Genomic DNA, 26,664 nt, shown 5'->3' on the forward strand with positions numbered 1-26,664 from the left:
ACCTCACTGCGTTCGGGCCCCAATATCTAAGAAAACCGGGGGGGTGCGGCGCAGGGGCACCGACGCCCAGTCGGGCGCTTTTTTCTACAGTGAAAAAGCTAAAAATTTAGCCCATATACTGGATCAGTTGATCGCCCGCCTCGTCGCGGATCGATTGCCCCAGCCGCAGGCCCAGCGCGCGGGCGGTGTCCGGTGTCGGCGAAGCGAGGCTTTCGCGACGCTGCCAGCGGGTCCTGCCGTCGGCGGTCAGGGCTTCGACGAACAGGGTCAGGGTATCGTCTTCGATTTTGGCGTAGGCGCCGACCGCCGTGCGGCACGAGGCTTCGAGGGATTCCAGCGCGCCGCGTTCGGCCGAAATTTGCAGATGGGTTTGCGGGTGGTGCAGGCGTCTGATCCACTCCTGATCGAGATCCGCCGTGCGGCATTGCACCGCCAGCGCGCCCTGACCGGGGGCGCAGGGGAACAGGTCGGGGTCGATATAGGACTTGATATGGGCCTCAAGGCCCATGCGCTTCAGCCCCGCGGCGGCGAGAAGGATCGCGTCGCAATGCCCGGCCTCCAGCTTCGACAGGCGCGTATCGACATTGCCGCGCAGCATGACGACCTCAAGGTCCGGACGGACGGCCAGCGCCTGCGCCTGACGCCGCAGCGAAGCGGTGCCGAGTTTGGCCCCCTGCGGCAGGTCTTCGAAGCTGCGATACTTGACTGAGACGAAGGCGTCGCGCGGGTCTTCGCGTACGGGGAAGGCGCACAGGCTGAGGCCGGGGATTTCCTGGGCCGGCATGTCTTTCAGCGAGTGCACGGCGACATCGACTTCGCCGTTGAGCAGGGCGTCCTCGATCTCCTTGGTGAAAAGCTGCTTGCCGCCGGCCTCGATCAGACGGCGGTCCTGAATACGGTCGCCCTGCGTGGTGATGATGACCAGCGGCGCGATCTCATGCGACAGGGCGGGGTCGTGGCCGAGGGCGGCGACGATCTGGCGCTGAACCCAGCCGCATTGCGTGGTGGCCAGCCGCGAGCCGCGCGTACCGATTTTCAGAAGTGCCGTCATGAGCTTTCCAAACTTTCCCTTCTCCCTTGAGGGAGAAGGTGGCCCGACAGGGCCGGATGAGGGGGAGGTCGGCGCGGATCGCCCCCCTCACCCCAGCCCTCTCCCTCAAGGGAGAGGGGGCCAAGAAAGAACGCGTTCCATGTTTGCTTCTTCCTAAAATTTCGTCCCTTGGGTTGCAAGCCCCTTGACCTGCGGCCATTTGGCCTTTTGAGGTTGAAATCGTCCTCCCCTGCGAAGCGGGGGAGGTGGACGCGAAGCGGACGGAGGGGGCCCTTCCGTCGGTTTTGCCCCCTCCGGCGAGACGGGCTCGCCATCTCCCCCGCTTCGCAGGGGAGGAGAAAGGTACTTATGAGTTTATGCGTACTGGGTATCGAATCGAGCTGTGACGAAACCGCCGTCTCTGTGGTGAGACGCGGCGACGACGGTGCGGTCGAAGTCCTGTCTTCCGTCATCCATTCGCAGGTGGTGGCGCACGCCGCCTATGGCGGGGTCGTGCCGGAAATCGCCGCGCGCAGCCACGTCGAAACCATCGACGATCTGGCGCGGCTGGCCCTGGCGCAGGCCGCGGAAAAAGGCGTGACGGCGGACGATCTCGATGCCGTGGCCGCGACCGCCGGGCCGGGCCTGATCGGCGGGGTCATGGTCGGGTTAAGCTTCGCCAAGGGGTTCGCCCTGTCGCGCGGTCTGCCGCTGATCGGGGTCAACCATCTCGAAGGGCACGCCCTGTCGGTGCGCCTGACGCACGATGTGACGTTTCCCTTCCTGCTGCTGCTGGTCTCCGGCGGCCATTGCCAGCTTCTGCACGTGCGCGGTGTCGGTAATTACGAACGGCTGGGGACCACGATCGACGACGCGGCGGGCGAAGCCTTCGACAAGATCGCCAAGAGTCTCGGCCTCGGCTATCCGGGCGGTCCGGCGCTGGAGGCGGAGGCAGCCGAGGGCGACGCCACGCGCTTTACGCTGCCACGCGCGCTGCTGGGACGTAAAGACTGCGATTTTTCCTACTCGGGTCTGAAAACCGCTGCCGCCAAGATCGCCATGGAGCAGGTCAAAACACCTCAGGACCGCGCCGATCTGTGCGCCTCGGTGCAGGCGGCCATCGCGCGGCAACTGGTCGAACGCTCCGACCGCGCCATGCAGGCGTTCAAGGTGGAAACCGAGGTCGAGCGTCCGGCCTTTGTCGTCGCCGGAGGGGTCGCCGCCAACAAGACGGTGCGCGCCGAACTGTCGGCCCTGGCTGAAAAGCATGGGTTCGCGTTTGTCGCCCCGCCGCTCGCCTATTGCACCGACAATGCGGCGATGATTGCGCTGGCCGGGCTGGAACGCTTTGCCGAAATGCGCGCCGCGCCCGATTATGATGGGGAAAAGCAGGTCCGTGACGGCCTGTCGGCGCTGGCCCGCCCGCGCTGGCCCCTTGACGAGCGCCGCGCAGTCAGTGCACCCATACACAAGTATTCGGGACGCAAGGGAGCCAAGGCTTGACCCAATTCGCGCACGCCAAAGCCTTTGACAAGGTGGGCATTATCGGAGCCGGGGCCTGGGGGACGGCTCTGGCGCAGGTCGCCGCCCGTGCGGGGCGCGAGGTGCTGATCCAGTGCCGCGAACCGGAAGTGGCCGAATCGATCAATGCGCGTCACGTCAATGCGCTCTACCTGCCGGACCGGGAATTGTTGCCGGAAGTGAAAGCGACCGCCGATCTGGCCGATCTGGCAGGGTGCGACTTGATCCTCGCCGTGCCGCCGGCCCAGCATATGCGTGGTTCGCTCAAGGCGTTTGCGCCCTATGTGACCGACGGCTTGCCGATCGTGCTGTGCGCCAAGGGCGTCGAGCGTGGCAGCGATTGCCTGATGAACGAGGTGCTGGCGGCGACCCTGCCGCAGGCGCGCGCGGCCGTGCTGTCCGGGCCGTCTTTCGCCGCCGAAGTGGCGCGCGGCCTGCCGACGGCGGTGACGCTGGCGTGCAAGGATGCCGATCTTGGGGCACGGATTTCCACGACTCTGGCGACGCAAACCTTCCGCCCGTACCTGATCGACGACATGATCGGCGCCGAGGCCGGTGGCGCGCTGAAGAACGTGCTGGCCATCGCCTGCGGGATTTCCGAAGGCAAGGGGCTGGGGCGTTCGGCGCACGCGGCCCTGATCACGCGCGGTTTTGCCGAGATGACGCGACTGGCCGTGGCGCTGGGGGCGGAAGCCGAGACCCTGGGCGGGCTGTGCGGCATGGGCGATCTGGTCCTGTCGTGTTCGTCGCCGCAATCGCGCAATATGAGCGTCGGTCTGGCGCTGGGCGGCGGCAAGACGCTGGCCGAAGCGCTGGAAGGCAAGATTTCGGTCGCCGAAGGGGTGGAGTCGGCCCCGGCGGTCAAGCATCTGGGCGAAAAGCTCGGCGTCGATCTGCCGATCTGCAACATGGTCGCGACCATCCTGTCGGGCGAGGCCAGCGTGGACGAGGCCATCGGCGAACTGATGTCGCGTCCGCTGAAGACGGAACGTTAGGCCGTGGTCGCGCCGCCGGCCGGCACCGTGATCTGCACCTGGGCGGCGCTGCGGGAGACCGGCACGGTCCTGTACCGCAAGAACGGCTTTTTCGGCTTTGTGGTCCTCGATGACTATCTGCCGCGCGGCTATGTCGATGCCTGCCCGCACAGCGGCATGCCTCTGGGTGGCGGATTGGCCGAAGACGATCTGGACGGCGCGCACTATCAAACGCGCGAGCAGGACGTGATCGTCTGCTCATGGCACAGCGCGTCGTTCCTCAAGGAAAACGGACTGTGCATTGGCGGTCCCTGCGCCGGCGATCATCTGGAAGCCTGGCCGGTCGAGCGCCGCGGCGATGAAGTGGTGACGATCTAATACTGCTGTGCTAATATTTGGTACAGCAGGAGTATCGTTATGACGCGCACGACTTCCATGTCTCTGGGGGAACATTTCACCAGATTTATCGCCACGCAGGTCGAAGAGGGCCGCTATGGCTCGGCGTCCGATGTGGTGCGCGCCGGATTGCGGCTGCTCGAAGAACATGAGGCCAAGATCAAGGCGTTGCAGCAGGCGCTGATCGAAGGCGAACAGTCCGGCGTTGCCGAAGCCTTTGACGGTGAAGCCTTTCTGAAAGAGATGCGCGCCGATCATGGCTGAGACCTATCGCCTTCGACCGGCGGCGCGTGCCGATCTCGCCGATATCTGGCGATATAGCCGCACGCAATGGTCGGTCGATCAGGCAGATCGCTATACGCGGTTGTTGATGACGGCGTTTGACGATCTGGCATCGGGCCGACGAAATGGCAAACCCGTCGTAGTGAGGGTGGGCTACCTGAAATATGCCTGCGGCTCACATATCATCTATTATCGGTTGGACAATGGACTCGAAATCGTTCGCGTTCTGCATCAGCGCATGGATGTCGAGATCAATCTTTAGTCAGTGGCAGTTTAGGGCCGTTCCTCTGCTTCGAACTTCGCAATATCCTTCAACAACGCCGGGACCGCGGCCTCAAGGATCTGACGCCCCAGTTCGATGCTAGCGAGCGACGAGTCCGAGCCGATGCGTCCGTCGGGAAAGCGCGCACGATAGTCGAGCGCGTCGCGGATGGGGCCGTTCGGCGCAATCGGCGGGTCCATCGGCACGTCGCGCACGGCTTCGGGATAGGCGGCCCAGGTCAGGGCGATCTCGGAGGGCGTGGCATGGCTGCCGTGGCCTGTGGGAAAGAGGCGCGCACAAAGGGGCATGATGCCCGGCAGATCCCACCAGTTCGACAATTTCAGCGCGAAGGGACAGCGCGTACCCTTCCATGACCATTGGCTGTAAATTTCCGAAAAGGCGGCTTCGATAGAGGCGACATTGCCGCCGTGGCCGTTGAGGAAATAGATGCGCTCAAAGCCATGTCGGCCAAGCGACTTTACCCAGTCCTCGATTGCGGCCATGAAGGTCGAGGGGCGCAGCGAGATCGTCCCCGGAAAGCCAAGATGGTGCTGCGCCATGCCGATATTGAAGGTCGGGGCGACCAGAATATCGCCTTCCTTTTCCGCGGCATGGGCGATGATTTCCGGGCACAGCCAGTCGGTGCCGAGCAACCCCATCGGGCCGTGCTGCTCGTTCGATCCGATAGGGATGATGACCGTCTTCGAGGTCTGGAGGCGGGCCTCGATTTCCGGCCAGGTGGAATGGGCGAGATGCATGGCGGCCTCACAGAACGGTCAAAATAGGGTTCCATGCAGATAGGCAATATACGACCTATTGCCAAGTTTCACGGCCAATCAAATTGTGGTTGGCTGGCTCGACAGGGCCGTGGAGGCGTCTTATCTCTACGGCAGATAAGCAAGAATATGTGTGAGGACGCCATGACGGTCGATACGCTGAACAATACGAATCTCTTTCCGGTGCCGGCCACCTACCCGCGCGCCCATAGCGTGACGGCGGCGGACCTTAAGGCGCAAAACGATCTGGTGACGTCCGATCCGTGGGCGCACTGGCGCACTCTGGGCGAGGCGCTGGATTGGGTGAAGCCCTTCACGCAGGTCAAGGATGTCTCCTTCAACCGGGAGGATTTCCGTATCCGCTGGTTCCACGATGGCCAACTGAACGTCGCGACCAACTGCATCGACCGCCACCTGCCGCACAAGGCCGATACGGTGGCCTTTATTTTCGAGGGCGACGAACCGGGCGATTCCTATACCGTCACCTATGCTCAACTGGCCGAAGCCGTCGGCAAGCGCGCCAACCTGTTGAAAAAATATGGCGTGAAGAAGGGCGACCGCGTCACCATCTACATGCCGATGGTCCCGGAAGCGGCCTATTTCATGCTGGCCTGCGCGCGCATCGGCGCCGTACATTCGGTGGTTTTCGGCGGCTTCTCGCCCGACAGTCTGGCCGGCCGCATCAATGACTGTCAGTCGGAATACGTCGTCACCACCATCGAAGGCCGTCGCGGCGGCAAGTCGATCCCACTCAAGGCCAATACCGATCTGGCCCTGCTGCAATGCCCCGGCGTGAAGCAGGTCTTCGTCACCGGCAATGGCTGTTCGCTGAGCCATGACGGACGCGATCTGTGCGTCGATCCGGAACTGGAAACCCTGAGCGCCGACTGCCCGGCGGAGCCGATGAACGCCGAAGACCCGCTGTTCATCCTCTATACATCGGGCTCTACGGGTAAGCCCAAGGGCGTACTGCACACCACCGGCGGCTATCTCTCCTGGGCGGCCTATACGTTCAAGACCGTCTTCGACTGGCACGAAGGCGACGTCTACTGGTGCACCGCCGATGTCGGCTGGGTGACCGGCCATTCCTATGTCGTCTATGGCCCGCTGGCCAATGCCGCCACCTCGCTGATCTTCGAAGGCGTGCCGAACTACCCCACTGTGTCGCGCTTCTGGGAAGTGATCGACAAGCATCAGGTGACGACCTTCTACACTGCGCCGACGGCCATCCGCGCCCTGATGCGCGAAGGCGATGCGCCGGTGCTCAAGACCTCGCGCAAGTCGCTGCGCCTGCTGGGCTCGGTGGGCGAGCCGATCAATCCGGAAGCCTGGCTGTGGTATCACCGCGTCGTCGGCAACGCGAACTGCCCCATCGTCGACACCTGGTGGCAGACCGAGACGGGCGGCCATCTGATCACGCCGGTGCCGGGCGCGACGGCGCTCAAGCCGGGTTCGGCGACCCGGCCGCTGCCGGGTATCGAGGCCTGTCTGGTCGATAATGAGGGCAAGGTGCTGACCGGCGCGACCGAAGGCAATCTGTGTATCTGCGACTCGTGGCCGGGTCAGATGCGTTCGGTCTTCGGCGACCATCAGCGTTTCATCGAGACCTACTTCTCGACCTATCCCGGCAAATACTTCACCGGCGACGGTGCACGCCGCGACGAGGACGGCTATTACTGGATCACCGGTCGCGTGGATGACGTGCTGAACGTTTCCGGTCACCGTCTCGGCACCGCCGAGGTCGAAAGCGCGCTGGTGGCGCACAATGCCGTGGCCGAAGCCGCGGTGGTCGGCTTCCCGCACGACATCAAGGGCCAGGGCATCTACTGCTACGTCACGCTGGTGAAGGGAGCGACGCCCACCGACGAACTGAAGACCGAACTGCGCAACTGGGTTCGCCGCGAAATCGGCCCGATTGCTTCGCCGGACGTCATCCAGTGGGCGCCGGGCCTGCCCAAAACACGCTCAGGCAAGATCATGCGCCGTATCCTGCGCAAGATTGCCGAACGTGATGTGGCTAATCTGGGCGATATCTCGACCCTGGCCGATCCGTCTGTGGTGGCGGACCTCGTGAAGGGCGCGGGCCTGTAATAAAAAAGAAGCCCCGGACTGCTCCGGGGCTTCTTTTTGATCATGCATCCGCCATCATATCCTTCTTGAGGGCGTCCATATCCTTGGCCAGTTGCCGGGCCTTGGCGGCGTCGAAGTAGCTCTTGGCCTTTTCGAACAGGCTGCCTTCCTCCTCCTCGAAGTGATGCGCGCAGGCGTGTTTAAGTTCCCCGAAAGCGATCATCCACTCGTCGCTCGATGTCGTCGCCGTCGAAATCCGTTCGAGAATCTTTTCGATCTCGTCATGCTCTTCGTTGGTGTGATCGAGCTTCTTTTCCACGGCCTTTGAGCGCGTGGCCTTGTCCATGGCCAGATAGAAGCTCTGCTCCTCGGCCTTGGCGTGAATGACCAGTTCGGCCTTCAGCGTGCGAAACAGCGACAGGCGCGTGCGATCGTCCGGCGCGTCGGCGACCTGATCCATCAGCTTTTCGAACCGCCGGTGGTCTTTCTTGATATAGTTGTAGATATCCATGGTCCTCGGCTCCTTTTTATTTTGAGAGCGGAGCATTTCATGGACGGTGTAAGGACGATATGGCGCACCCTCAATCCAGCGTAAGCCGAAGGTAAGTTTAGTTAAAAGACCGGTTGGCCTCGCCGCGCCTGACCGCGCCGTACCAGCCCCACAGAGCGTGCGACACAACCGAGCGGTAGGGCGCCCAGCGCATCGCGCGCGTCCGGCAATAGGCTTCGTCCGGGCGGGCGTCGAGGCCGTCGAGCCAGCCGACGGCTTCGCGCAGCGCGATATCGCCGGTAGGAAAGATGTCGAGACGGCCTTCGCAGAACATCAGATAGACCTCCGCCGTCCAGCGGCCGATACCTTTCAGCGCCGTCAGGTGCGTGATGGCGTCTTCGATGTCGAGACCCCGCACATGGGCGAAATCGACCGAACGGTCGTGGACGGCTTCGGCCAGAATGCGCGCATATCTGACCTTGGGCCGCGACAGGCCATGACCGCGCAGCGCTTCGTCCGACAGGGCCAGCAGTCTGGCGGGCAGGACGTCCACCAGGCCGCCGCGCACCTTCTGCCAGATGGAGTCGGCGGCCTTGACCGACAATTGCTGTTCGACGATCAGGCGCAGCAGGCCCTCGAAGCCGTCGGCGCGGTGGCGGAAGTTGAGGTCGCCCACCGTGGCGAACAGGGGCACCAGCGCCGGATCGGCTTCGGCCAGGGCGGCCATATGGGCGCGTTCGAGGGGGACAAGATCACCGGTTATCATGGGCCGAGACTTACACGGATGCGCCCGTGCGTCACTTCCCGAATATTGCGGTGCTGTTCACTACTGACAGTTTCAGGCTTTTGGGGTCGCGCATCTGACCCCAAAACCGCTTCACACTTTTGGGGATGCGCTTGGGTTAGCTCTGGATGCAGCCGACCTGCGCCACCCGGTAGTCGCGACGCAGCGTATCCGAGACGATGCCGTAATTGCGCCGCGTCAGCAGGTCCTCATGCTCGAAATCGTAGGTGCGCGACGGCGTATGACCGATCTTGGCCAAAGTGGCCGGCGTCGAGGAATAGAGGCGGCCGCGGCGCGGCTTGGTCTTCAGCGTGATGCCGATGACCTGCGACTGGGCATCGAGGGTCGGGCCGCCCAGAAGCTTGTTGAGGCTGCCGGAAATGTCCTCCGTGTGGCCGGCTTCGGCCCAGGCCAGAACCGTCTCCGGCGACTCGAACCGCTTGCCGGTCTTGAGCTTGGTCTCGCCGATCAGGCGACCGGTGGCTTCACCCACCTGATCGTGCGGGAAGCCTGGCATGAAGCCGCGCATACCCGGCTTGATCGTCTTGGGGTCGGCGAAGGGCAGGGGGCGCGCGCCGCTTTCGGTCACCGCCAGCACGTAGTTGTCGAGGCTGCGCTTGTACTGGACGCGGATGCGCACGGCCAGATTGCCCCCCAGATTGAGGAAGGGGTAACGGCAGTTACGGATGCTTTCGCGGGCCAGCACCCACTCGCCCGACTTCGACACCGAAAAGGCCGTGCCGCGATAATCGATATCGTTCATCAGCGGCAGGCTGATGACTTCGTTGTGCGAGAAGGGCGAATAGGTGGCGAATAGGGCCGCCTCGCCGGGGCTGGGCGGCGGCGGGGCGGGCGGCGACATCGACTTGTCGGCCCAGCGACCGGGCACGATGACCATCAGCGCCACCGCCGAACCGTAGAGCAGCCAGTCGGGTATGAGGGCCATGCTATGCCTTCTCCCAAAAAGAGGTGGCCGGCTTTTGGATCAGGGAAGGCATCTGAAAAACCCTCCGCCTTAGCCGGCGACGGCGGCGGCGAGGATCAGGGCGACGGCCAGCTTGCCTGCCACCAGCAGGACGGCGGCGGAAACTTCGCCCTCATCGATGCGCTGCGGCAGGCCGGCCAGCAGGAAGTCGACCAGACGGAAGACAAACAGTTGCAGCAGGACCGTCGCGCCGCCCCAGATGAGGATTTCGCGCACCGAGGTCGAGGCCGACATGGACGCACACAGCGGCACGGCCAGGCCAATGATCACGCCGCCATAGGCGACCGCAGCGGCGGAATTGCCGTCGCGGATCTGCTGGATTTCCTTATAGGGCGTCAGGATCGAATAGATCACCGCGCCGATGAGCAGCATGAGCAGGGTGGCACCGGCGTGCAGCAGGGTGACCGGGAAGCCGGCGGCGAAGGCCTGCACTTCGGGACGCAGAACGTCCGGCACCAGAAAATCGAGATTGAGGAAATCCGGTATCATGCCGATCAAAGCCCCCGTTGAAGCGCATCCCCAAAAGTGCAACGCGATTTGGAATAAGATGCGCGACAAGTAAAAAACGCCCGTGGTCCCGCACGGACGGTGAGTATTGTATCGGGTGTGCTGCAAGATCAAGGCCGAAAATGTGACCGTTTTTTACGGCCAGATTGACGAAATCCTACATGCCGGAAGCCAGATGGCCGTAGGGCAGTTCCGTTTCGACCGCATCCGTCTCATTCTGGGCCGTTTCCGCCTGCCCGTTCCTGCGCAGAACGCTGGCGCGCACCTTCTCGCTTTCGGACTTCAACTGACCGCAGGCGGCGAGGATGTCGCGCCCGCGCGGCGTGCGGATGGGCGAGGCGTAACCGGCCTTGTTGAGAATGGCGGCGAAGGACTCGATCGACTTCCAGTCCGAGCACTGATAGTCGGTGCCCGGCCACGGATTGAACGGGATGAGGTTGATCTTGGCCGGGATGCCCTTGATCAGGTTGATCAGGGCGCGCGCTTCGGCGGGGCTGTCGTTCACGCCCTTGAGCATCACATATTCGAAGGTGACGCGGCGGGCGTTCGATAGGTCCGGATAGGCGCGGATGCCGGCCATCAGGTCCTTCAGCGGGTACTTCTTGTTGATCGGCACCAGCACATCGCGCAGCTCGTCATTGGTCGCGTGCAGCGAAATGGCCAGCATGGCCGCCGTGCGCTTGCCCAACGCGTCCAGTTCCGGCACCACGCCCGACGTCGAGACGGTGATGCGGCGGCGCGAAATGGCGATGCCTTCGTTGTCGGAGATGATGTCGATGGCGTCGGCGACGTTGTCGAGATTATACAGCGGCTCGCCCATGCCCATGAAGACGATGTTGGACAGGCGGCGGTCTTCCTTGGGCGACGGCCATTCGCCCAGATCGTCGCGCGCCACCTGCACCTGGGCTACGATTTCGGCGGCGGTCAGGTTGCGCACCAGACGCTGCGTGCCGGTGTGGCAGAAGGAACAGTTGAGCGTGCAGCCGACCTGCGACGAGACGCACAGCGCGCCCGAACGGCCGACATCGGGAATGTAGACCGTTTCGACCTCGATGCCCGGCGCCATGCGGATCAGCCACTTGCGCGTGCCGTCTTTCGACACCTGACGCTCGACGACTTCGGGACGGGCAAGGGTGAAGACTTCGGCCAGCGGACCGCGCTGATCCTTGCCGATATCGGTCATCTTGTCGAAATCGGTGAAGCCGTAATGGTGCACCCAGCGCCAGATTTGCTGGGCGCGCATCCTGGCCTTGCGCTCCTCGACCACGCCGGACTCTTTCAACGCCGCGATCAGGCCGTCGCGCGTCAGCCCGGTAATGTTGACCTTAGCGGGCGCGGCGGGTTTGGCGGACAGGTCGAGCGTATAGGCCACGGATGGACTCTCAGAAAAGGCACAGATGCGGGGAGCGGAAGGCGGGGCTATACAGGAAAATGTGCGGGATGTCTAATTTCGCGGATCAAATCTACTGCGCCTTGAGATAGGCAATGATCGCCTTACGGTTTTCAGGTTTGGACACCGATTGCGGCATGGTAGTGCCGGGATAGAGCTTTGACGGATCGCTCAGAAATCGATCCAGATGCGCGGCGTCCCAGCGCAGACCCTTGGCGCCGACGGCCCTGAGGGCGGGGGAGTAGGCGAATCCCGCAACGCTCGCCACCTGACGACCGACGACGCGCTCAAGCGACGGGCCCTGACCGTTGCTGGCCGTGACCTCATGACAACTCGCGCAATAGCGCTCGAACAGGTCTTCGCCGGAGGCTGCCGAGGTTTGAGCGTGCGTGCCCGACGCCACAAGAAGCCCCGTCAGGATCAGCGCTGTTCTCACAAAAACACCCCTTGCGCCACGCGCCCCATCAGCACCACGACGGCGATGAAGTTGATCATGAAGACCATGCCGCGTAGGGGCACATCGGTGGTCAGGGTCTGCACGACCGTATGGATGAGCCGCCCGACAAGGAAAAGCCACGCGGCGGCGATGTCGATCTCTTCGATGCGGCCGGACTGATAGATGATCGCGGCGGCAAACAGGGCAAAGACCGGCAGTTCGAACTGATTGGACAGGTTGCGCGCCACCCGCTTCGAGCGCTCCGGATCGGCATTGGCGTTGACGAAGGCCGAGGCCTTGATCTCGCCCTTGCGCAGGGCGGTCTGGCGCTCCCAGGTCAGCCAGACATAGAGCCCGGCCACCAGCGCAAAATGCCCCAGAAACGGCAGCAGAAACAGTTGATCCGTCGTCAGCTCAATCATGGTCGTCTCCACAGATCGGGCAGTCCGGCTCCGGCGGCAGGGCAATGACGCGCGAGGTCATAGACAGGCCGTCGAAGATCAGCAGCTTGCCGAGCAGCGGTTCGCCCGCGCCGGCGACCAGTTTCACGACCTCCAGCGCGCACATCGCGCCGATAATCCCGGCCAGAGCGCCGACGATCCCCACACGTTCGCAGGTTTCGGCATCGGGCGGAATATCCGGCACGAAACAGTGATAGCAGGGCGCGCCCCTGAACACCGCCACCTGACCGCTGAAACGGCCAAGCGCACCGGACACCAGCGTCTTGCCCCATGCCATGCAGATGCGGTTGACCAGATGGCGCGTCTCGAAATTATCGCAGCCATCCAGCACGATGTCGTAGCCGCCGATGATTTCCGCCGCATTATCGGCGGTGAGACGCACGGAGTGCAGATTCAATGCGGCTGCCGGGTTGAGGGCGGACAGGCGCGCCTTCGCTACCTCGGCCTTAGAGGCGCCCACATCGCCGGTGGCGTACAGGACCTGTCTTTGCAGATTGGACAGGCTGACCGTGTCGTCATCGAGCAGGCCCAGCGTGCCGATACCCGCCGCCGCCAGATAAAGCGCTGCCGGGGCGCCTATGCCGCCCAAACCGACGATCAGCACCTTTGCAGCCTTCAGACGGCGTTGCCCCATGCCGCCGATCTCTTTCAGCACAATGTGCCGGGCATAGCGGTCAAGATCGTCGTCGGTCAGATGGGGGGGCAGGTCGGGCAGGGACATGGCCTCAGATATAAAGGGCGTCGCGCCGCCTCGCCAGCCCTGTTCTGTTCGCTTGTGATTAACAGGCGGACGTCTATAATTCCGCACAGATACAAAGGATATTCGATGCGGCGGACCATCAGGCAGATCAGCGGCAAACGGCGCTCGGAAACGGGCGATGCGCGGCTGGGCGTCACCCTGGCCTTTGTCGCCGGGGCGGTCAATGCCGGGGGTTTTCTGGCCGTCGGCGTCTATACCTCGCACATGTCGGGCATGGTGGCGTCTTTTGCTGACGACATGGTGCTGGAGACCTTTGGCCCGGCGGTGCTGGCGCTGACCTATGTGCTGTGTTTCTTTCTGGGGGCGGTGACCTCCAGCCTGCTGGTGAACTGGGCGCGGCTGAAGCGGCTGCATTCGGAATTCGCGCTGACCCTGGGGCTGGAGGCGCTGTTGCTGCTGGTCTTTGGACTGCTGGCCGCCGGGCTGATCGGCGACATCGCCCTGAGCCTGCCGCTGACCATCGGGCTGCTGTGCTATCTGATGGGCCTGCAGAACAGCCTGATGACCAAGCTGTCGCACGCGGAAATTCGCACCACCCATATGACGGGCATCATTACCGATCTGGGGATCGAGGCCGGGCGCTTCCTGTTCGGTCGTGCGACGCATGCCGACGCGCGCTTTCATCCGAAAAAGGCGCGACTCCTTCTGTCGCTGCTTTCGGCCTTTACGGTGGGCGGTTTGGCAGGCGCTTTCGGCTTCAGTCATCTGGGCTTCGTGACGGTGCTGCCGGTGTCGATTTTACTGGGTTTGATCGCTCTGGTGCCCATGCTGGACGACTTGTCCCGGCAAAAACGCCGACGGGGCTTGAAAGCCTAAACGGAAACCGCCAATTAGTTTTTATGACGGACAACAATTTCCCCAACTGGCACGGCACCACCATCGTGGCCGTGCGCAAGAACGGCAAGACGGTCATCGCCGGTGACGGTCAGGTTTCGATGGGCCCGACCATCGTCAAGGGCGGCGCGAAAAAGGTCAGAACTCTGGCCGGCGGCAAGGTGATTGTCGGCTTTGCCGGGGCGACGGCCGACGCCTTCACGCTTCTGGAGCGGCTGGAGGCCAAGCTGGAACTCTATCCGGACCAACTGGCGCGGGCCTGCGTCGATCTGGCCAAGGACTGGCGCACCGACCGCTATCTGCGCCGGCTGGAGGCCATGCTGCTGGTGGGCGACAAGAACCACATCCTGACCATCACCGGGGTCGGCGATGTGCTTGAGCCCGAAGACGGCGTGGCGGCCATCGGTTCCGGCGGCACCTACGCGCTGTCGGCGGCGCGCGCGCTTCTGGAGTACGAGCCCGATGCCGAGGTCATCGCGCGCAAGGCCATGAAGATCGCGGGCGATATCTGCGTTTACACCAACCACAGTGTCACTCTGGAGAAACTGGAAGCGTGATCTCCTTCCGTCCTTTGACCGATAACGATGCCGGACGTCTGCTGCTGTGGATGTCCTCGCCCCATGTCCGCCAATGGTGGGTGAATGAGGGGCAGACCGCCGAAGATGCAGTCGAAGACGCGCTGGCCTATATCGGCGCGGCCAATGCCACGGCCTGGCTGTTCGAATGGAACGGCAAGCCCGCGGGCTATACCCAGTCCTACGAATGCCACCCCGACCATGAACCTGGCAGCCCCTGCCATTCGGACTCGCCCAAAGGCACGTTCCTGATCGACATGTTCATCGGGGACGCCTCGCTGCTGGGGGAGGGGATCGGCACCCAGGTCCTGACCCAGATCAGCAATGGGATGTTCAAGAAGGGGGCGCTGTGCGTGCGCGTCGCCCCTCAGACCGCCAATCTGGCGGCCATGCGTTGCTGCGAAAAAGCGGGTTTCGTCTCCGTCGGGCTGACCCCGTGCGGCGGATTGGCCCTGATGCAGCGTACGCCGGAACTGAACGCCTGATGGCCTATGAATTCCGTCGTCTGACGGCTGAAGACATTGCGCTGGTCAACGACTGGATCGCGCGTCCGCACGTCGCCGAATGGTGGATCGACGGTACGGGCGGTCCTTCTGAGCCGCTTGATGAGGATATCCTCACCGAAGACGAGGTGAGGGCGTGGATCGTCTCGTTTGAGGGGCGGCCCTTCGCCTATATGCAGGACTATACGCCGCATCTCGACCCGCAGCATCACTTCTTCGACCGCCCGCCAGGTACGCGCGGCATCGACCAGATCATCGGCGAGGCCGATATGGTCGGCATCGGCCACGGGCCCGCCTTCATCCGTCAGCGCGTCGAGCAGCTCTTTGCCGAAGGTGCGCCCTGCGTGGTTACCGACCCGCATCCGAAAAACGCCCGCGCCATCCGGGCCTACCAAAAGGCGGGTTTCGCCCCATATGGGGAAGTGATCAGCCCGGCATGGGGCCCCAGTCTACTTATGGAATGCAAACCCGAATGACCACCTTTTCCCCGCGTGAGATCGTCTCCGAACTCGACCGTCACATCATCGGCCATGCCGATGCGAAAAAGGCCGTGGCTGTGGCGCTGCGTAACCGCTGGCGGCGCAAACAGACCGATGCCTCGATCCGCGACGAGATCACGCCGAAAAACATCCTGATGATCGGGCCGACGGGTGTGGGCAAGACCGAGATCGCGCGCCGTCTGGCCAAGCTGGCTCAGGCGCCCTTCATCAAGGTCGAGGCGACCAAGTTCACCGAGGTCGGCTATGTCGGCCGCGACGTCGAACAGATCGTGCGCGACCTGGTCGAAGCGGCCATCCTTATGGTCAAGGACAAGAGCCGTCAGGGCGTGCGCGCCAAGGCCGAAGCTCAGGCGGAAGAACGTCTGCTCGATGCGCTGGTCGGGCCGGGCGCGCAGCCGGCGACGCGCGACAGCTTCCGCAAGCGCCTGCGCAATAACGAACTGGACGACAAGGAAATCGACATCACCGTCACCGATACGGGCGGCGCGATCGGGGCCTTCGAAATTCCGGGACAGCCGGGCAACCAGATCAATCTGGGCGAAATGCTGCAAAAGGCCATGGGCGGGCGTCAGAAGACGGTGCGCCTGACGGTTGCCGCCGCCCAGCCGATCCTGTTGTCCGAAGAGTCCGAAAAACTGCTCGATCAGGAAGCCGTGTCGCGGGAGGCCCTGACCCTTGCGGAGCAGGAAGGCATCGTCTTCCTCGATGAAATCGACAAGGTGGCCTCGAAATCCGAGCGCGGCGGGGCCGATGTCTCACGCGAAGGCGTCCAGCGCGACCTGCTGCCGCTGATCGAAGGCACGACGGTGTCGACCAAGTACGGGCCGGTGAAGACGGACCATATCCTGTTCATCGCGTCGGGGGCTTTCCACGTCGCCAAGCCGTCGGACCTGCTGCCGGAATTACAGGGCCGTCTGCCGATCCGTGTGGAGCTGAAGGCCCTGACGCAGGACGATTTCCGGCGCATCCTCAGCGAGCCCGAAGCCAATCTGATCAAACAGAATCAGGCGCTGATGGCCACCGAAGGGGTGACGCTGGCCTTCGAGGACGGCGCGATCGCCGAAATGGCCGCCGCGGCGGCGCAGGTCAATGCCAAGGTCGAAAACATCGGTGCACGCCGTCTGCACACCATTATCGAGCGGGTGATGGAGGAGCTGAGCTTCACCGCCGCCGATCAGTCGGGCCAGACCGTGACCATCGATGCCGCCTATGTGCGCGAACGGCTGGGCGAGGTAGCCGGGGACGCCGACCTGAGCCGGTATATTCTCTGATCTTACATCCCTCCCTGCATAGCGGGGAGGGGGGACCGCGAAGCGGTGGGTGGGGCAAGTTACGCAAAGAATGCCCCCCTTCGTCCGCTTCGCATCCACCTCCCCCGTACGCTTCGCTACAGGGGCGGATGAAAAGAAAAAGCCCCGGACGTTCCGGGGCTTCTTTTATGTCTTGCTACCCATATAGGTTTCGTAATTGTCGCCGAACTCATCGTAGTGCGCCAGCAACAGGTCGCGGAACTGCGCCGTCAACTGATCGACATTGAGCTTGCGCGCCGCCAGGAACTGCGTCTTGTCCGCGCTTTGCGCCGCGCACGTAAAGGCGGCATAGCGCGCCGCGCCCTGCAGCGCCGCACCGCCGGCCTCGCCGATATTGGTGTCGTTGGCGTGTTTGTTGGTCAGGTCAATGTGGTCGGCCGCCATCTGGCGAAAAACTTCGACGGGAACGGTATGGGTGGTCATGTGTTTGGCTTACCGCGGGCGGTTGGTGTAGGCGTCGAAATTGGTGGCGTAGTCGGTGTACTGCTCTTCGAGGTACTGCTTGTACAAACGCAGATAGTGCTCGATATGCGCGTCCTTGTTCTGCAGCATGATGCGGCTGCTGACGAACTGGGTCGAGGATACATAAGCGTTGAAACGCGCGGCGGCCTGCATCATGGCGGCGCCGGCCACGCCCGGCTCGCTTTCGGGCAGGTGTTTGTTGCCGACTTCGATATGCTCGACGATCATTTCACCGAAACGCTGATTGGTGACTTGGGCCACGCAATACTCCTTTTAATGTAACTGTTGCGGTATCTGGCTTTACGCCGCCGGGTTTGTCAACTTCGCCATGAGCGCCGCCGAGGCTTGGTCGCACAGGCGATAGACGGCTTCGAAATCGCGGTCGTCGCCGTAGTAGGGGTCGGGCACGTCCTTTGTCAGACCCAGCGCCTCATCGAGATAGAGCGCAACCTTCGCCGTAGCATCGCCGGGCGCCATGTGACGGATATTGCGCACATTATCGCGGTCGAGGCCGAAGATCAGATCAAAGCGATAGAAGTCGTCGCGGTGAAGCTGACGCGCGCACTGGGCGGAAATATCGACGCCATAGCGCGCGGCAACGGCGATGGAGCGTCGATCCGGACACTCTCCCTTATGCCAGCCGCCCGTACCGGCGGAATCGATCAGAAAGCGATCGGTCAGCCCGGCTTGATCGACGTGATGACGCAGCAATCCCTCAGCCAGAGGCGAACGACAGATATTACCCAGACAGACAAAAAGAATAGAGATCATGGGAAACGCTTAGCCCAGTGGCCGCTTCCCTCGCAAGGCGTGTCTTGCGGGGCCGCTGAAATCATTTCACAATACGGGCATGACCGCGCCCCTTCCCGAACTTGAGCCCTTTATCGACCGCCTTCAGGCCATTTCCGACCGCTATGAGCGCGTCTATGGCATCGACCGTCGGGGCGACTGGCACCTGCTGAAAATGCAGGAGGAGATGGGCGAACTGACCCAGGCCTATCTGGCCATGACCGGCCGTTCGCGCCGCGACGCCGGGGCGGCGAAGCACGAGGTGGCGATGGAGATGGCCGACCTCATCTGCATGACGTTGCTGATGGCGCGCGCCGAAGGCATCGACCTCAACGCCGCCATCGCCGAGAAATGGCTGAAATGGGAAGCGGTTATGGCGGCGGAAAACCATGCGTAGCGCCGCCGCCGTCAAAAAGCTGTTCGAGCGCTTCGAGGCCGACAAACCGGAACCCAAGACCGAACTGAACTTCACCAATCCTTTTACCCTGACGGTGGCCGTGGCCTTGTCGGCCCAGACGACCGATGTCGCGGTCAACAAGGCCACCGCGCCTTTGTTCGCCGTAGCCGACACGCCGCAGGCCATGCTGGACCTGGGCGAAGAGCGCCTGATGCAGATGATTTCCTCCATCGGCCTTTATCGCAACAAGGCAAAGAATGTCAGGGAGATGTGCCGTATCCTGATCAGCCGTTTTGACGGACAGGTGCCGCTCAATCGCGCTGACCTGCTGAGTTTGCCGGGCGTCGGCAACAAGACGGCGTCGGTGGTACTCAACGAACTGGACATCAAGCCGGCCATTGCGGTCGATACGCACGTCTATCGCGTTTCGCACCGGTTGGGGATCGTCGACCTTGCGGCCAATACGCCGGATAAGGTCGAAGCCGAACTGATGACCGTCATCCCGCGCAAATGGCTGACGCGGGCGCACCACTGGCTGATCCTGCACGGGCGCTATACCTGCACGGCGCGCAATCCGAAGTGCATGGCCTGCATCGTCGAAGACCTATGCCCGAAGATCGGCGTAGGCTAGTGATGATGCCCGCACAGCCCCAGCGCATGCTCGACGGCATGGCTCAGGCGGGCCGGCGCGGCGTCCTCGTATTTTAGATATAGATCGGGCTCGATCAGTTCCAACTCCATCAGACAGAACGCGCCGGCTGCGTTGCGCACCATGTCCACACGCGCATAGAGCAGGGTCTGGCCCACATATTCCAGCGTCTGATAGGCCAGTTCAACGGCGGCGACCGGCGGGGTCTGCACGCGCAGGTGCGCATCGTAATCGGGCTGAGACCGGAAGTCGCCGGGCTTGGGCGTCTTGAGCACCGCATGGCTGAAATCGCCGCCGAAGAAGATCAGCGACCATTCGCCTTCCGACTGGATAGCCGGCATAAAGGGCTGAAGCATGGCGTCGGCTTGCGGGGCCTCGGCGGGTACGTCCGCGCCTTCCCAGACGAGGGTCTTTTTCGCTCCGGCCGAGATGCGCGGCTTGAGCACCAGCGCGTTCTGTCCGAAATCGGCGCGGGCGCGGCTCAGCACGTCCGGCGTCAAAGCATCGGCAAACAGGGTCGGCACGATGCGGATGCCGCCTTCGGCCAGATCGCGCAGATAGGACTTGTCGACATTCCAGCTCACGATTTCAGGCGGATTGAGCAGGCGGTGCCCCTTCGCTTTGATATAGGCCAGCGCCCGGCGGAAATCGTCCGGCGCATTGTGATAGCCCCAGGCCACCAGCGGCAGAACCAGATCGTATCCTTCCGTCAACGGCTCCGACCACGGCTGTGCGTGGACCTCGAACCCGGCAAAGGCGGCGCGGTAGGCATCGAGCACGGCGGGCCAGCGTCCGTGGTGTGACGGATGCGCCGGATTGGGGGTGAGTATCAGAAGGGACTTTTTCATTTTCGCTTGCTCCGCGAGCGGTTTTTGCGCAAAGACACCGCAAATAGCAACCGGATAATCGCGCATGTATTCTGACTACGACGTCACCGCCGTTGGTAATGCCATTGTGGACGTTCTGGCCCCGGCCAGCGAAGACTTTATCGTGTCGGAAGGCCTGCCCAAGGGCGGCATGACGCTGATCGATCAGCACCGCGCCCTGAATCTCTACGGCAAGATGGTGGCGCGCGCCGATAAGAATAGCGAAGATCTGACGCAGGAATCCGGCGGGTCGGCGGGCAATACCATCGCCGGCGTCGCGTCCTTCGGTGGCAAGGCGGCCTATATCGGCAAGGTGGCGCACGATGAACTGGGCGAAGTGTTCAGCCGCGACCTGAAAAAGAGCGGCGTGCATTTCGATGTGCCCTTCCTGCACGACGATCCGACCCATACCGGTCGTTGCCTGATCAACATTACCGAAGACGGGCAGCGCACCATGGCGACATTTTTGGGGGCTGCGGCGCTGGTGCAGCCGCAAGACGTCGATCCGGAACTGATTAAGGCGTCGCAGATCACCTATCTCGAAGGCTATCTGTTCGACACGCCATCGGGCCGGATGGCGTTTGCCAAGGCCTGCGAAATCGCCCGTTCGGCGGGCCGCAAGACGGCCATGACCCTGTCGGACAGCTTTGTCGTCGATCGCTGGCGCACCGACCTGCTGGCCTTTATCGAGCAGCATATTGACCTCGTCTTCGCCAATGAATCCGAGCTTCTGTCGCTGTTCCAGACCGAGGATTTTGACAAGGCGGCGCGCTATCTGAAGTCGAAGGCCGATCTGGCATTCGTCACGCGCTCCGAACGCGGTTCGGTGGCGCTCAAGGCCGACCTGTCGCACGACATCCCCGTCTATCCGGTGGCTGACTTGGTCGATACGACCGGGGCGGGTGATCAGTACGCGGCGGGCGTGATGTACGGCCTGACGCAGGGCCTGCATCTGGAAACCTGCGGCCGTCTGGGGGCGCTGGCCGCCGCCGAGGTGATCAGCCATTATGGCCCGCGTCCGCAGGTCAATTATGCTGAACTGGCCAAACAGAACGGCCTGATCTGAATTCGCTTGCCAAACGGCCACCTTGTGTCAAGGTTGAGTTCGCGGGGATAGCAACCAAGGCTCCGCGCTCAAACCTTGAAACAGGGAGGTTTGTAATGCGTACATTCATCATTACATTGGCAATTAGTCTGTGTGCAGCGACCACGGTGTCGGCGACGGTTTACCCCGGCGATTCAGCCCGGTCGGCATGGACGCCGACCAGTCAGGCCCTCAACTATTCCAAACTGTATAAAAGCGCAAAGTCGGCCTACAACACGTCGTTGCGCCTGAGTGGTCAGGGCAAGTCCGAAGCGGCCTGTGCGGCGGCACAGAAGGCCGTGGGGTTATGGAATGCGGCTTATCGCAGTCACGGCGTCCGTGCGGATGATGTCAACGAGCGCGTGCGCAATGCGCCGGGATATGCACGTCTGCCGGCCAGCCAGTATCAGCGCCCCGAAATGACAAATCCGTATATCGATAACGAAGCGTCCTTGTGTACGGGCGCATAGCATCCTGTTTCGATGCTCAATCGACAGGTTATTAACTATTGTTGTCGCCTTTTCAGCGCGACATAGAGCGCGCCGGAGCCGCCATGGCGGGCGTGGGCCTGTGAAATCCCTGCCACGATATGCGCCAGCGCCGGGTCGGCTAGCCATTCCGGTGCATTGCGTCTCAATATACCGTTTTCGGCCATGCCCTTGCCGGTGATGACCAGCACGGCGCGGTAATCATTGGCCCAGGCCTGCTGCACGAAGCCCTTCAGTCGCTGTTCGGCCTGAATTTGGTTCAGGCCGTGCAGGTCGAGGCGCGCTTCGATCGGATCGCGTTCGCGGCTGATGCGGCGCTTGCGCCTGGGCTCGATCGGGTCGGGCGCGAAGGATGTGCCCTCGGTCAGGCGGAAACCGCTCTGGGGGCGCACGGCTTCACCGATCTTGAACGGAACGAGCGGCAGCGGGCGCTCAATACGCGGGGCGGAGAGGGTGTTCTGACCCTCAGGCAGGCCCTTGATGGTGACGGTTTCGATTTCCGGTTTCGCGAAAGGCGGCTTGACAGGCTCGGGCTTGGTCTTGAGCGCGTGTGGGCGCACCGTGGCGGTCACCAGTTGCCACAGTTTCAGATCTTCGTCCTTCAGGCCAAAGCGCTTCATAGGGCTTAAATGGCATGGAGTGGGGCAGGGGGAAAGAGGGTTTCCACCCTACCACCGCTCGTTTCACTCACGGTTCCCCTCCCCGCCAGCGGGGAGGTGTAAGTCTGAACATCCCCGCGTGGATCAATCTCGCCGCTTGGCGCGCGGATTCTGTTTCGGCAGGTGCTGGACCGGGCGCAGTTTGCTTTCGATATGGCGGATGATCAGGTCGGCGACATCGACGCCGGAAGCCTTCTCGATCCCCTGCAGGCCGGGCGAGGAATTGACCTCCAGCACCTTGGGGCCGGAATTGGAGCGTAGAATATCGACCCCGGCCACCTGAAGCCCCAAAGCGCGGGCGGCCTTTACCGCGATATCGGCCTCTTCCGGCGTAATCTCGACCGACAGGGCCTTGCCGCCCTGATGCAGGTTGGCGCGGAAATCGCCGATCTTGGCCTTGCGTTTCATCGCCGCCACCACCTTCGAGCCGATGACGAAGCAGCGCAGGTCCTCGCCGTCGGCTTCGCGGATGAACTCCTGCGTCAGCAATTCGGCATCGAGGTCGCGGAAGGCCGAAATGACCGAAGCCGCGGCCAGATGGGTCTCGGCCAGAACCACGCCGCGGCCCTGCGCGCCCTTGGTCAGCTTGATGACCAGTGGCGCGCCGCCGACCAGTTCGACGACGAAGTCGGTGTCCTTGGGCGATTTGGCAAACGCCGTCACCGGCATGGGGATGCCCTTGCGCGCCATGACCTGCAGCGCGTGCAGCTTGTCGCGTGAGGCGGAAATGGCCGAGGAGCGGTTCAGGCAATAGGCGCCGGTGGTCTCGAACTGCCGCACGACGGCCAGCCCGTAACTGGTCATGGGGACGCCGATGCGCGGGATGATGGCGTCGAACTGCGGCAGGGGCTTGCCGTCGTAATGGACTTCGGGCCGCGTCACATTGATGTTCATGTAGCAGCGCGAGGTTTCGATGGCTTCGATGACGTGATCGCGTTCCTGCGCCGCCCGGATCAGGGCGCGGATGGAATAGTTGCCGGCGTCCTGCGTCAGCACGGCCAGCCGTAGCGGGCGTTTCACCGCCTTGGGGGCGTCGGCGCGGCTATAGACGTCGTAGGACAGGACCGGCAGACGCTGACCCGCCGTGGGATCGACCAGCGCGCCGAGGCTTTCCAGCGCCTGACGGCCGATCAGCATGCGATAGGCCATGTGGGCGCGGTTGGTCAGCGACACCTCGATGGGGTGGCGGACGCCGCCGATATCGATGTGGGTTTCGATGAAATAGCGCCATTCCGTCTCGCCGTTGGACGAGGTGACTTCGCGCTGGGCCAAGAGATCTGCGGAACAGGCGACTTCGATATCGTAACGCCCCGGCACCGGATTGACCACGAAGCGCACGCGCGGGCGTTCGGGCGTGCCGAAGACCTCGATATCCACCGCGTGCAGGGCCGAGGTGCGGGCGCCGGTGTCGACCTTGGCCTTGATGGCGGGCAGGGCCAGATCGGGCAGGCCGACCCATTCTTCCCAGCCGAAGGTAAGCGGTGCGGTGTCGGTCATGAACAGTCCCGTGAGCGGAGGATCAAGCTACCGCCCATAGGCCGTTTTTGCGACGGAATTATAACTTTCCTTCTTCCTGTTTACGGGGAGAACCGGGCCGCCGGTGCGGGGGGCCGGGTGAGCGAGGTCGGATGAGGGGCGAGCCGAACTAAAGACAGATGCCCCTCACCCTAACCCTCTCCCCGCAGGCAGGGAAAGGGGACTTCAGGCCTTTTCCTTGGCCTCGACCGTAAAGGCCAGCAACTGCCGCGTCAGGCGCTCGCCGCGCTTGCCGGCGGCCAGGGCGGCCTCGGACAGGCGGCGAAGGTCTTGATTGTCCGCCTGACGCCCGATCATGTCGAGCGCGGCGTTCATGACGTTCAGCATCTGCGAGAAGTCAGCGGCGACATCGCCGGCCAGACGCCCGACCGTCTCATAGCGTTGCGACAGGATGAGGGCGGTGTCGAGCCGTTCGGCCTGACGCTCCAGTTCCAGCTTGGCCAGTTGCAACTGGGCGATTTCCAGTTCGAGCTGACCGGTGCGCGCTTTGAGAGTCAGGTACTCCAGACGGTCGGGACCGGCTTCGGTGACCGGCGGCGGAGCGGACGGCAGGTGCGCGGACAGATCGAACGCGACACCGACGAGGCCATCGAACGCCTCATCGGTGGTGACCGGACTCAGGCGTTCCAGCACGGGCTTGAAACCGGCGGGCGTCTTGACGCGGTAGGACAGGTCGCCGCCGGTCTTTTGCGCCAGATGCATAGTCAGTTCGGCATGGATGCGGTCCTGATCGTCGGGATGCAGGCTGTCGAGCCAGCCCTCGCCGAAGAATTCCTGCGCGCCGCAGCCGGTCAGTACCTGCCAGCCCGACGACAGACGCGTCAGCGTGCCGTCGGTCTTCCATACGCGATTAAGCGGGCTGATGTCGGCGGCAATATCGGAGATTTGGCGTTCGGGCTTGGCTTGCGGCGCGGGGACGGCCTGAAGCGCGGTGAATTCAGCCTCCAGTTCGGCCTTTTCGGTTTTCAGCACCGCCAATTCGCTTTCGAGCGCCTTGAGGCCCTGCAACTCGGCGACTTCGGCCTTGAGGGCCTCGATTTCGGCGTCGCGCGGATCGTTTTCAACGACTGGCGGTGCAACGGTCTCAGCCAGGGTCGCGTAGTCCTGACGCAGGGTTTCCAGTTCGGTCTCCAGCGCGGTGAGTTCGCTGGTGCGGGCCTTGAGCGTTTCGATCTCGGCCAGAGCGGCTTCCAACTCGCTGGTGTCCGGGGCGACCTCGACCGCAACCGGCTCGGCGGTTTTCAGCGCTTCCAGTTCGGCACGCAGGACTTCGAGTTCCGGGTTTTCCGCGGTCTTCGCCGCCTCGACCTTGAGGGCTTCCAGTTCGCCGCGCAGGGCGTCGCGTTCGGCCTCGGTTTCGGCGCGAGCATGGCGCAGGTCTTCGATATCGGCTTGCAGCGCTTCGATCTTCGCCGTGTCTTCGATGATGACGGGGGCGGCGTCCGGCACGATCTCAGGCACGGCCTTGGCGTCCGTGACGTCGATGGCGACACCGAACAGTTCGCGCTGACCGTCGACTATCTTGCCTTGCCCTTTAAGCGAGACGTGGCGCACGGAGCCGTCCGCTTGCGGGATGGTCAGGTCGAGGTCGAGCCTATCGCTCTGGCCCGACATCAACCGCCCGAAGGCGTCATTGGCGCGGAGTTGATCTTCCGCCGTGATGCGCGTCGGTCCGCCGTCGAATTCGCGGCCGATCAGGCGGCGCATGCCTTCGTCCTCGACGATGGAATCCGATACAGGGTCGTAGGACCACACGCCGACGCCCAGCGCGGCGCGCGCCAGTTCGGCCTTTTGCAGGTCTTCGAGCGCCTGCTGAGCGTCTTCCGACAGAGCCGGAGCCGCAGTAACCACAGGCGCGGCGAGGGCGGGCGTCTCGCTGACCGACAGGGTGAGTTTGGTCGGGATGGCGGCGACGGTGATGCCTTGGGCTTCGCCGTCCTGCGTATGGACGATCCAGGCGGTGAGGATGACCGGGTGGGTCTGACCGCGCACATCCTTGAGCGAGAGGTTGATCGAGGAGGGGCGGCCGTTGGCCTGACCTTCGGGCGGCAGGTCGGCGAGGAAGTCGACGGCCTTCTGGAAGTCGGCGTCGGCGACGAAGACCTGCGCCCAGTTGGCGTTCATGGCCTGATCACGCGGCGTATCGAGCAGGCTGCCGACGCGCGGATTGAGGTCGAGCACCGTCCCGTTCTGATCCAGCCCCCAGAAGGGCACCGGGGCGGCCGAGAACCAGTGGCCGCGCCAGACACCGGAAATATCGCCCACGCCTTCGCCGGTCTGGGTTTCGATCTCGACCAGCGCCGTGGTCGAGCCGATCACCTCGCCATTGGTGTTCATGATCGGCATGGAGGTGACCGACACCAGCACCTTGGTGCGGCTGCCGTGATTGACGATCAGGTGTTGAAAGCCCTTGACCGTCTGACCGCGCAGGGTGCGCGCGATGGGCAGAAGGTCGGGCGGAATGACACGGCCGTCGGGATAGGTGATGCCCCAGGTCGCCGAATGAAAACGTAAGCCGATCAGTTCGTTGTCCTTGCGGCCCAGAAGCTGATGCGCGGTCTTGTTGGCGAAGATGAACTTGCCCGTGGCGTCGGTTTCGACCAGCGCCACCGGCACGGCGTTAAGCACGTTGAACATGCGGCGTTCAAGCTGATCGATCTTGCGTTCGGCCTTGAACAAAAGGTCCTGAAACTGACGCACCTGAGACGTCTTGATGACGGCGATAATGCCCGCGACGATGGCGACACCCAGCAGCAGCGCCGCCAGCACCCCCAGAACCACAATCAGATCGGCTTCGCTTTCCAGAAGCATCGCGCGCACAGACTCCCACCTGTCCCGTTTCGGCGCACATTGCACCTCAGCCGGTCGTTACCGGACTTAGCGGCTGC

Annotated in this window: 32 protein-coding genes and 1 pseudogene; 15 read left to right on the plus strand and 18 right to left on the minus strand. The window is 63.1% G+C overall.

Annotated elements, in window-relative coordinates; translation table 11 throughout:
• Positions 1-106: 106 nt before the first annotated feature.
• On the minus strand, positions 107-1,051 hold the full coding sequence (hemC, locus tag LH365_RS03670; RefSeq protein WP_226744851.1) for a hydroxymethylbilane synthase: 945 nt from the start codon (positions 1,049-1,051) through the stop codon (positions 107-109).
• 348 nt (positions 1,052-1,399) lie between these two features.
• On the opposite strand from hemC, the gene tsaD reads away from it, so the two are divergent.
• From tsaD to LH365_RS03695, 5 genes are read left to right on the plus strand one after another with little or no spacing between them, the layout of a single operon-like run.
• Positions 1,400-2,533 carry a tRNA (adenosine(37)-N6)-threonylcarbamoyltransferase complex transferase subunit TsaD gene (gene tsaD / locus LH365_RS03675; RefSeq protein ID WP_226744852.1) on the plus strand — a complete coding sequence of 378 codons (1,134 nt, stop codon included), beginning with the start codon at positions 1,400-1,402 and terminating at the stop codon, positions 2,531-2,533.
• On the plus strand, positions 2,530-3,546 hold the full coding sequence (locus LH365_RS03680; RefSeq protein ID WP_226744853.1) for an NAD(P)H-dependent glycerol-3-phosphate dehydrogenase: 1,017 nt from the start codon (positions 2,530-2,532) through the stop codon (positions 3,544-3,546). Before tsaD ends, LH365_RS03680 begins: the two co-directional genes overlap by 4 nt.
• Before the next feature lie 27 nt (positions 3,547-3,573).
• On the plus strand, positions 3,574-3,903 hold the full coding sequence (locus LH365_RS03685) for a Rieske 2Fe-2S domain-containing protein (protein ID WP_226744854.1): 330 nt from the start codon (positions 3,574-3,576) through the stop codon (positions 3,901-3,903).
• 39 nt (positions 3,904-3,942) lie between these two features.
• Positions 3,943-4,185 carry a type II toxin-antitoxin system ParD family antitoxin gene (locus LH365_RS03690; RefSeq protein ID WP_226744855.1) on the plus strand — a complete coding sequence of 81 codons (243 nt, stop codon included), beginning with the start codon at positions 3,943-3,945 and terminating at the stop codon, positions 4,183-4,185.
• Positions 4,178-4,465 (plus strand): type II toxin-antitoxin system RelE/ParE family toxin, encoded by a 288-nt coding sequence (locus tag LH365_RS03695; RefSeq protein WP_226744856.1) that lies wholly within the window; start codon positions 4,178-4,180, stop codon positions 4,463-4,465. Before LH365_RS03690 ends, LH365_RS03695 begins: the two co-directional genes overlap by 8 nt.
• An 11-nt stretch (positions 4,466-4,476) precedes the next feature.
• Here the strand turns inward: LH365_RS03695 and LH365_RS03700 are convergent, their stop codons facing one another.
• Positions 4,477-5,223, minus strand: a complete 747-nt coding sequence (locus LH365_RS03700) for a creatininase family protein (RefSeq protein WP_226744857.1) — start codon at positions 5,221-5,223, stop codon at positions 4,477-4,479.
• Positions 5,224-5,385: 162 nt separating this feature from the next.
• Here LH365_RS03700 and acs point away from each other — a divergent pair, with 162 nt between their 5' ends.
• Positions 5,386-7,332, plus strand: a complete 1,947-nt coding sequence (gene acs / locus LH365_RS03705; protein WP_226744858.1) for an acetate--CoA ligase — start codon at positions 5,386-5,388, stop codon at positions 7,330-7,332.
• A gap of 40 nt (positions 7,333-7,372) precedes the next feature.
• Here the strand turns inward: acs and LH365_RS03710 are convergent, their stop codons facing one another.
• From LH365_RS03710 to LH365_RS03745, 8 genes are all read right to left on the minus strand, one after another.
• On the minus strand, positions 7,373-7,822 hold the full coding sequence (locus tag LH365_RS03710; protein ID WP_226744859.1) for a hemerythrin domain-containing protein: 450 nt from the start codon (positions 7,820-7,822) through the stop codon (positions 7,373-7,375).
• A 97-nt stretch (positions 7,823-7,919) separates the two neighbouring features.
• On the minus strand, positions 7,920-8,567 hold the full coding sequence (locus LH365_RS03715) for a DNA-3-methyladenine glycosylase (RefSeq protein WP_226744860.1): 648 nt from the start codon (positions 8,565-8,567) through the stop codon (positions 7,920-7,922).
• Between the two features lie 136 nt (positions 8,568-8,703).
• Entirely contained in the window at positions 8,704-9,531 is an 828-nt protein-coding gene (locus LH365_RS03720) for a serine protease (protein WP_226744861.1), read from the minus strand.
• A gap of 69 nt (positions 9,532-9,600) precedes the next feature.
• A complete protein-coding gene (locus LH365_RS03725; protein ID WP_107873669.1) occupies positions 9,601-10,059 on the minus strand; it encodes a DUF350 domain-containing protein in 459 nt (152 codons plus the stop codon).
• A gap of 175 nt (positions 10,060-10,234) precedes the next feature.
• Positions 10,235-11,449 carry a 23S rRNA (adenine(2503)-C(2))-methyltransferase RlmN gene (gene rlmN, locus LH365_RS03730; protein ID WP_226744862.1) on the minus strand — a complete coding sequence of 405 codons (1,215 nt, stop codon included), beginning with the start codon at positions 11,447-11,449 and terminating at the stop codon, positions 10,235-10,237.
• 91 nt (positions 11,450-11,540) lie between these two features.
• A complete protein-coding gene (locus LH365_RS03735) occupies positions 11,541-11,903 on the minus strand; it encodes a cytochrome c family protein (protein WP_226744863.1) in 363 nt (120 codons plus the stop codon).
• A complete protein-coding gene (locus tag LH365_RS03740; RefSeq protein WP_226744864.1) occupies positions 11,900-12,325 on the minus strand; it encodes an MAPEG family protein in 426 nt (141 codons plus the stop codon). Before LH365_RS03740 ends, LH365_RS03735 begins: the two co-directional genes overlap by 4 nt.
• Entirely contained in the window at positions 12,318-13,085 is a 768-nt protein-coding gene (locus LH365_RS03745; RefSeq protein ID WP_226744865.1) for a molybdopterin-synthase adenylyltransferase MoeB, read from the minus strand. The genes LH365_RS03740 and LH365_RS03745 overlap by 8 nt, the downstream gene beginning before the upstream one ends.
• Positions 13,086-13,190: 105 nt before the next feature.
• Between LH365_RS03745 and LH365_RS03750 the strand changes: the two genes are divergently transcribed.
• Genes LH365_RS03750 through hslU form a run of 5 tightly spaced genes read left to right on the plus strand, consistent with a single transcriptional unit; the run spans position 13,191 to position 16,807 of the window.
• Complete coding sequence (locus LH365_RS03750; RefSeq protein ID WP_226744866.1) at positions 13,191-13,940, plus strand: YoaK family protein; 750 nt, start codon at positions 13,191-13,193, stop codon at positions 13,938-13,940.
• Positions 13,941-13,963: 23 nt separating this feature from the next.
• Complete coding sequence (hslV, locus tag LH365_RS03755; RefSeq protein ID WP_226744867.1) at positions 13,964-14,515, plus strand: ATP-dependent protease subunit HslV; 552 nt, start codon at positions 13,964-13,966, stop codon at positions 14,513-14,515.
• Complete coding sequence (locus LH365_RS03760; protein WP_226744868.1) at positions 14,512-15,018, plus strand: GNAT family N-acetyltransferase; 507 nt, start codon at positions 14,512-14,514, stop codon at positions 15,016-15,018. Before hslV ends, LH365_RS03760 begins: the two co-directional genes overlap by 4 nt.
• Complete coding sequence (locus LH365_RS03765; RefSeq protein WP_226744869.1) at positions 15,018-15,512, plus strand: GNAT family N-acetyltransferase; 495 nt, start codon at positions 15,018-15,020, stop codon at positions 15,510-15,512. The genes LH365_RS03760 and LH365_RS03765 overlap by 1 nt, the downstream gene beginning before the upstream one ends.
• Positions 15,509-16,807, plus strand: coding sequence for an ATP-dependent protease ATPase subunit HslU (gene hslU, locus LH365_RS03770; RefSeq protein ID WP_226744870.1), 1,299 nt, complete (start codon positions 15,509-15,511; stop codon positions 16,805-16,807). Before LH365_RS03765 ends, hslU begins: the two co-directional genes overlap by 4 nt.
• Positions 16,808-16,972: 165 nt before the next feature.
• Here the strand turns inward: hslU and LH365_RS03775 are convergent, their stop codons facing one another.
• The 3 genes from LH365_RS03775 to LH365_RS03785 are packed head-to-tail and all read right to left on the minus strand — an operon-like array spanning position 16,973 to position 18,079.
• Positions 16,973-17,269 carry a DUF3144 domain-containing protein gene (locus LH365_RS03775; RefSeq protein ID WP_226744871.1) on the minus strand — a complete coding sequence of 99 codons (297 nt, stop codon included), beginning with the start codon at positions 17,267-17,269 and terminating at the stop codon, positions 16,973-16,975.
• Between the two features lie 9 nt (positions 17,270-17,278).
• A complete protein-coding gene (locus tag LH365_RS03780) occupies positions 17,279-17,569 on the minus strand; it encodes a DUF3144 domain-containing protein (RefSeq protein ID WP_226744872.1) in 291 nt (96 codons plus the stop codon).
• A gap of 39 nt (positions 17,570-17,608) precedes the next feature.
• Entirely contained in the window at positions 17,609-18,079 is a 471-nt protein-coding gene (locus tag LH365_RS03785; RefSeq protein ID WP_226744873.1) for a low molecular weight protein-tyrosine-phosphatase, read from the minus strand.
• Positions 18,080-18,158: 79 nt separating this feature from the next.
• Between LH365_RS03785 and LH365_RS03790 the strand changes: the two genes are divergently transcribed.
• Both LH365_RS03790 and nth read left to right on the plus strand, forming a co-directional pair.
• Entirely contained in the window at positions 18,159-18,494 is a 336-nt protein-coding gene (locus LH365_RS03790) for a phosphoribosyl-ATP pyrophosphohydrolase (RefSeq protein ID WP_226744874.1), read from the plus strand.
• Positions 18,487-19,125, plus strand: a complete 639-nt coding sequence (gene nth, locus LH365_RS03795; protein WP_226744875.1) for an endonuclease III — start codon at positions 18,487-18,489, stop codon at positions 19,123-19,125. The genes LH365_RS03790 and nth overlap by 8 nt, the downstream gene beginning before the upstream one ends.
• Here the strand turns inward: nth and LH365_RS03800 are convergent.
• The gene (locus LH365_RS03800; RefSeq protein WP_226744876.1) at positions 19,122-19,991 is read right to left on the minus strand and encodes a RimK family alpha-L-glutamate ligase; all 870 of its coding nucleotides are present in this window, start codon (positions 19,989-19,991) and stop codon (positions 19,122-19,124) included. The two genes, nth and LH365_RS03800, sit on opposite strands and share 4 nt — an antisense overlap.
• 64 nt (positions 19,992-20,055) lie before the next feature.
• Here LH365_RS03800 and LH365_RS03805 point away from each other — a divergent pair, with 64 nt between their 5' ends.
• Together LH365_RS03805 and LH365_RS03810 are read left to right on the plus strand one after the other, a co-directional pair.
• A complete protein-coding gene (locus LH365_RS03805) occupies positions 20,056-21,075 on the plus strand; it encodes an adenosine kinase (protein WP_226744877.1) in 1,020 nt (339 codons plus the stop codon).
• 95 nt (positions 21,076-21,170) lie between these two features.
• Positions 21,171-21,563: a hypothetical protein gene (locus tag LH365_RS03810; RefSeq protein WP_226744878.1), complete on the plus strand. Its 393-nt coding sequence runs from the start codon at positions 21,171-21,173 to the stop codon at positions 21,561-21,563.
• A 35-nt stretch (positions 21,564-21,598) separates the two neighbouring features.
• Here the strand turns inward: LH365_RS03810 and LH365_RS03815 are convergent, their stop codons facing one another.
• The 4 genes and pseudogenes from LH365_RS03815 to LH365_RS03825 form a co-directional block, all read right to left on the minus strand.
• Positions 21,599-22,201: a Smr/MutS family protein gene (locus LH365_RS03815; protein WP_226744879.1), complete on the minus strand. Its 603-nt coding sequence runs from the start codon at positions 22,199-22,201 to the stop codon at positions 21,599-21,601.
• A gap of 123 nt (positions 22,202-22,324) precedes the next feature.
• Entirely contained in the window at positions 22,325-23,260 is a 936-nt protein-coding gene (gene rimK / locus LH365_RS03820; RefSeq protein ID WP_370639744.1) for a 30S ribosomal protein S6--L-glutamate ligase, read from the minus strand.
• 123 nt (positions 23,261-23,383) lie between these two features.
• Positions 23,384-23,737, minus strand: a pseudogene (locus tag LH365_RS18730) (ATP-dependent zinc protease); the annotation flags it as partial.
• A gap of 204 nt (positions 23,738-23,941) precedes the next feature.
• Complete coding sequence (locus tag LH365_RS03825) at positions 23,942-26,587, minus strand: PAS domain-containing protein (RefSeq protein WP_226745437.1); 2,646 nt, start codon at positions 26,585-26,587, stop codon at positions 23,942-23,944.
• Positions 26,588-26,664: the final 77 nt, after the last annotated feature.

Source organism: Asticcacaulis sp. AND118 (genome assembly GCF_020535245.1).
Classification (GTDB): domain Bacteria; phylum Pseudomonadota; class Alphaproteobacteria; order Caulobacterales; family Caulobacteraceae; genus Asticcacaulis.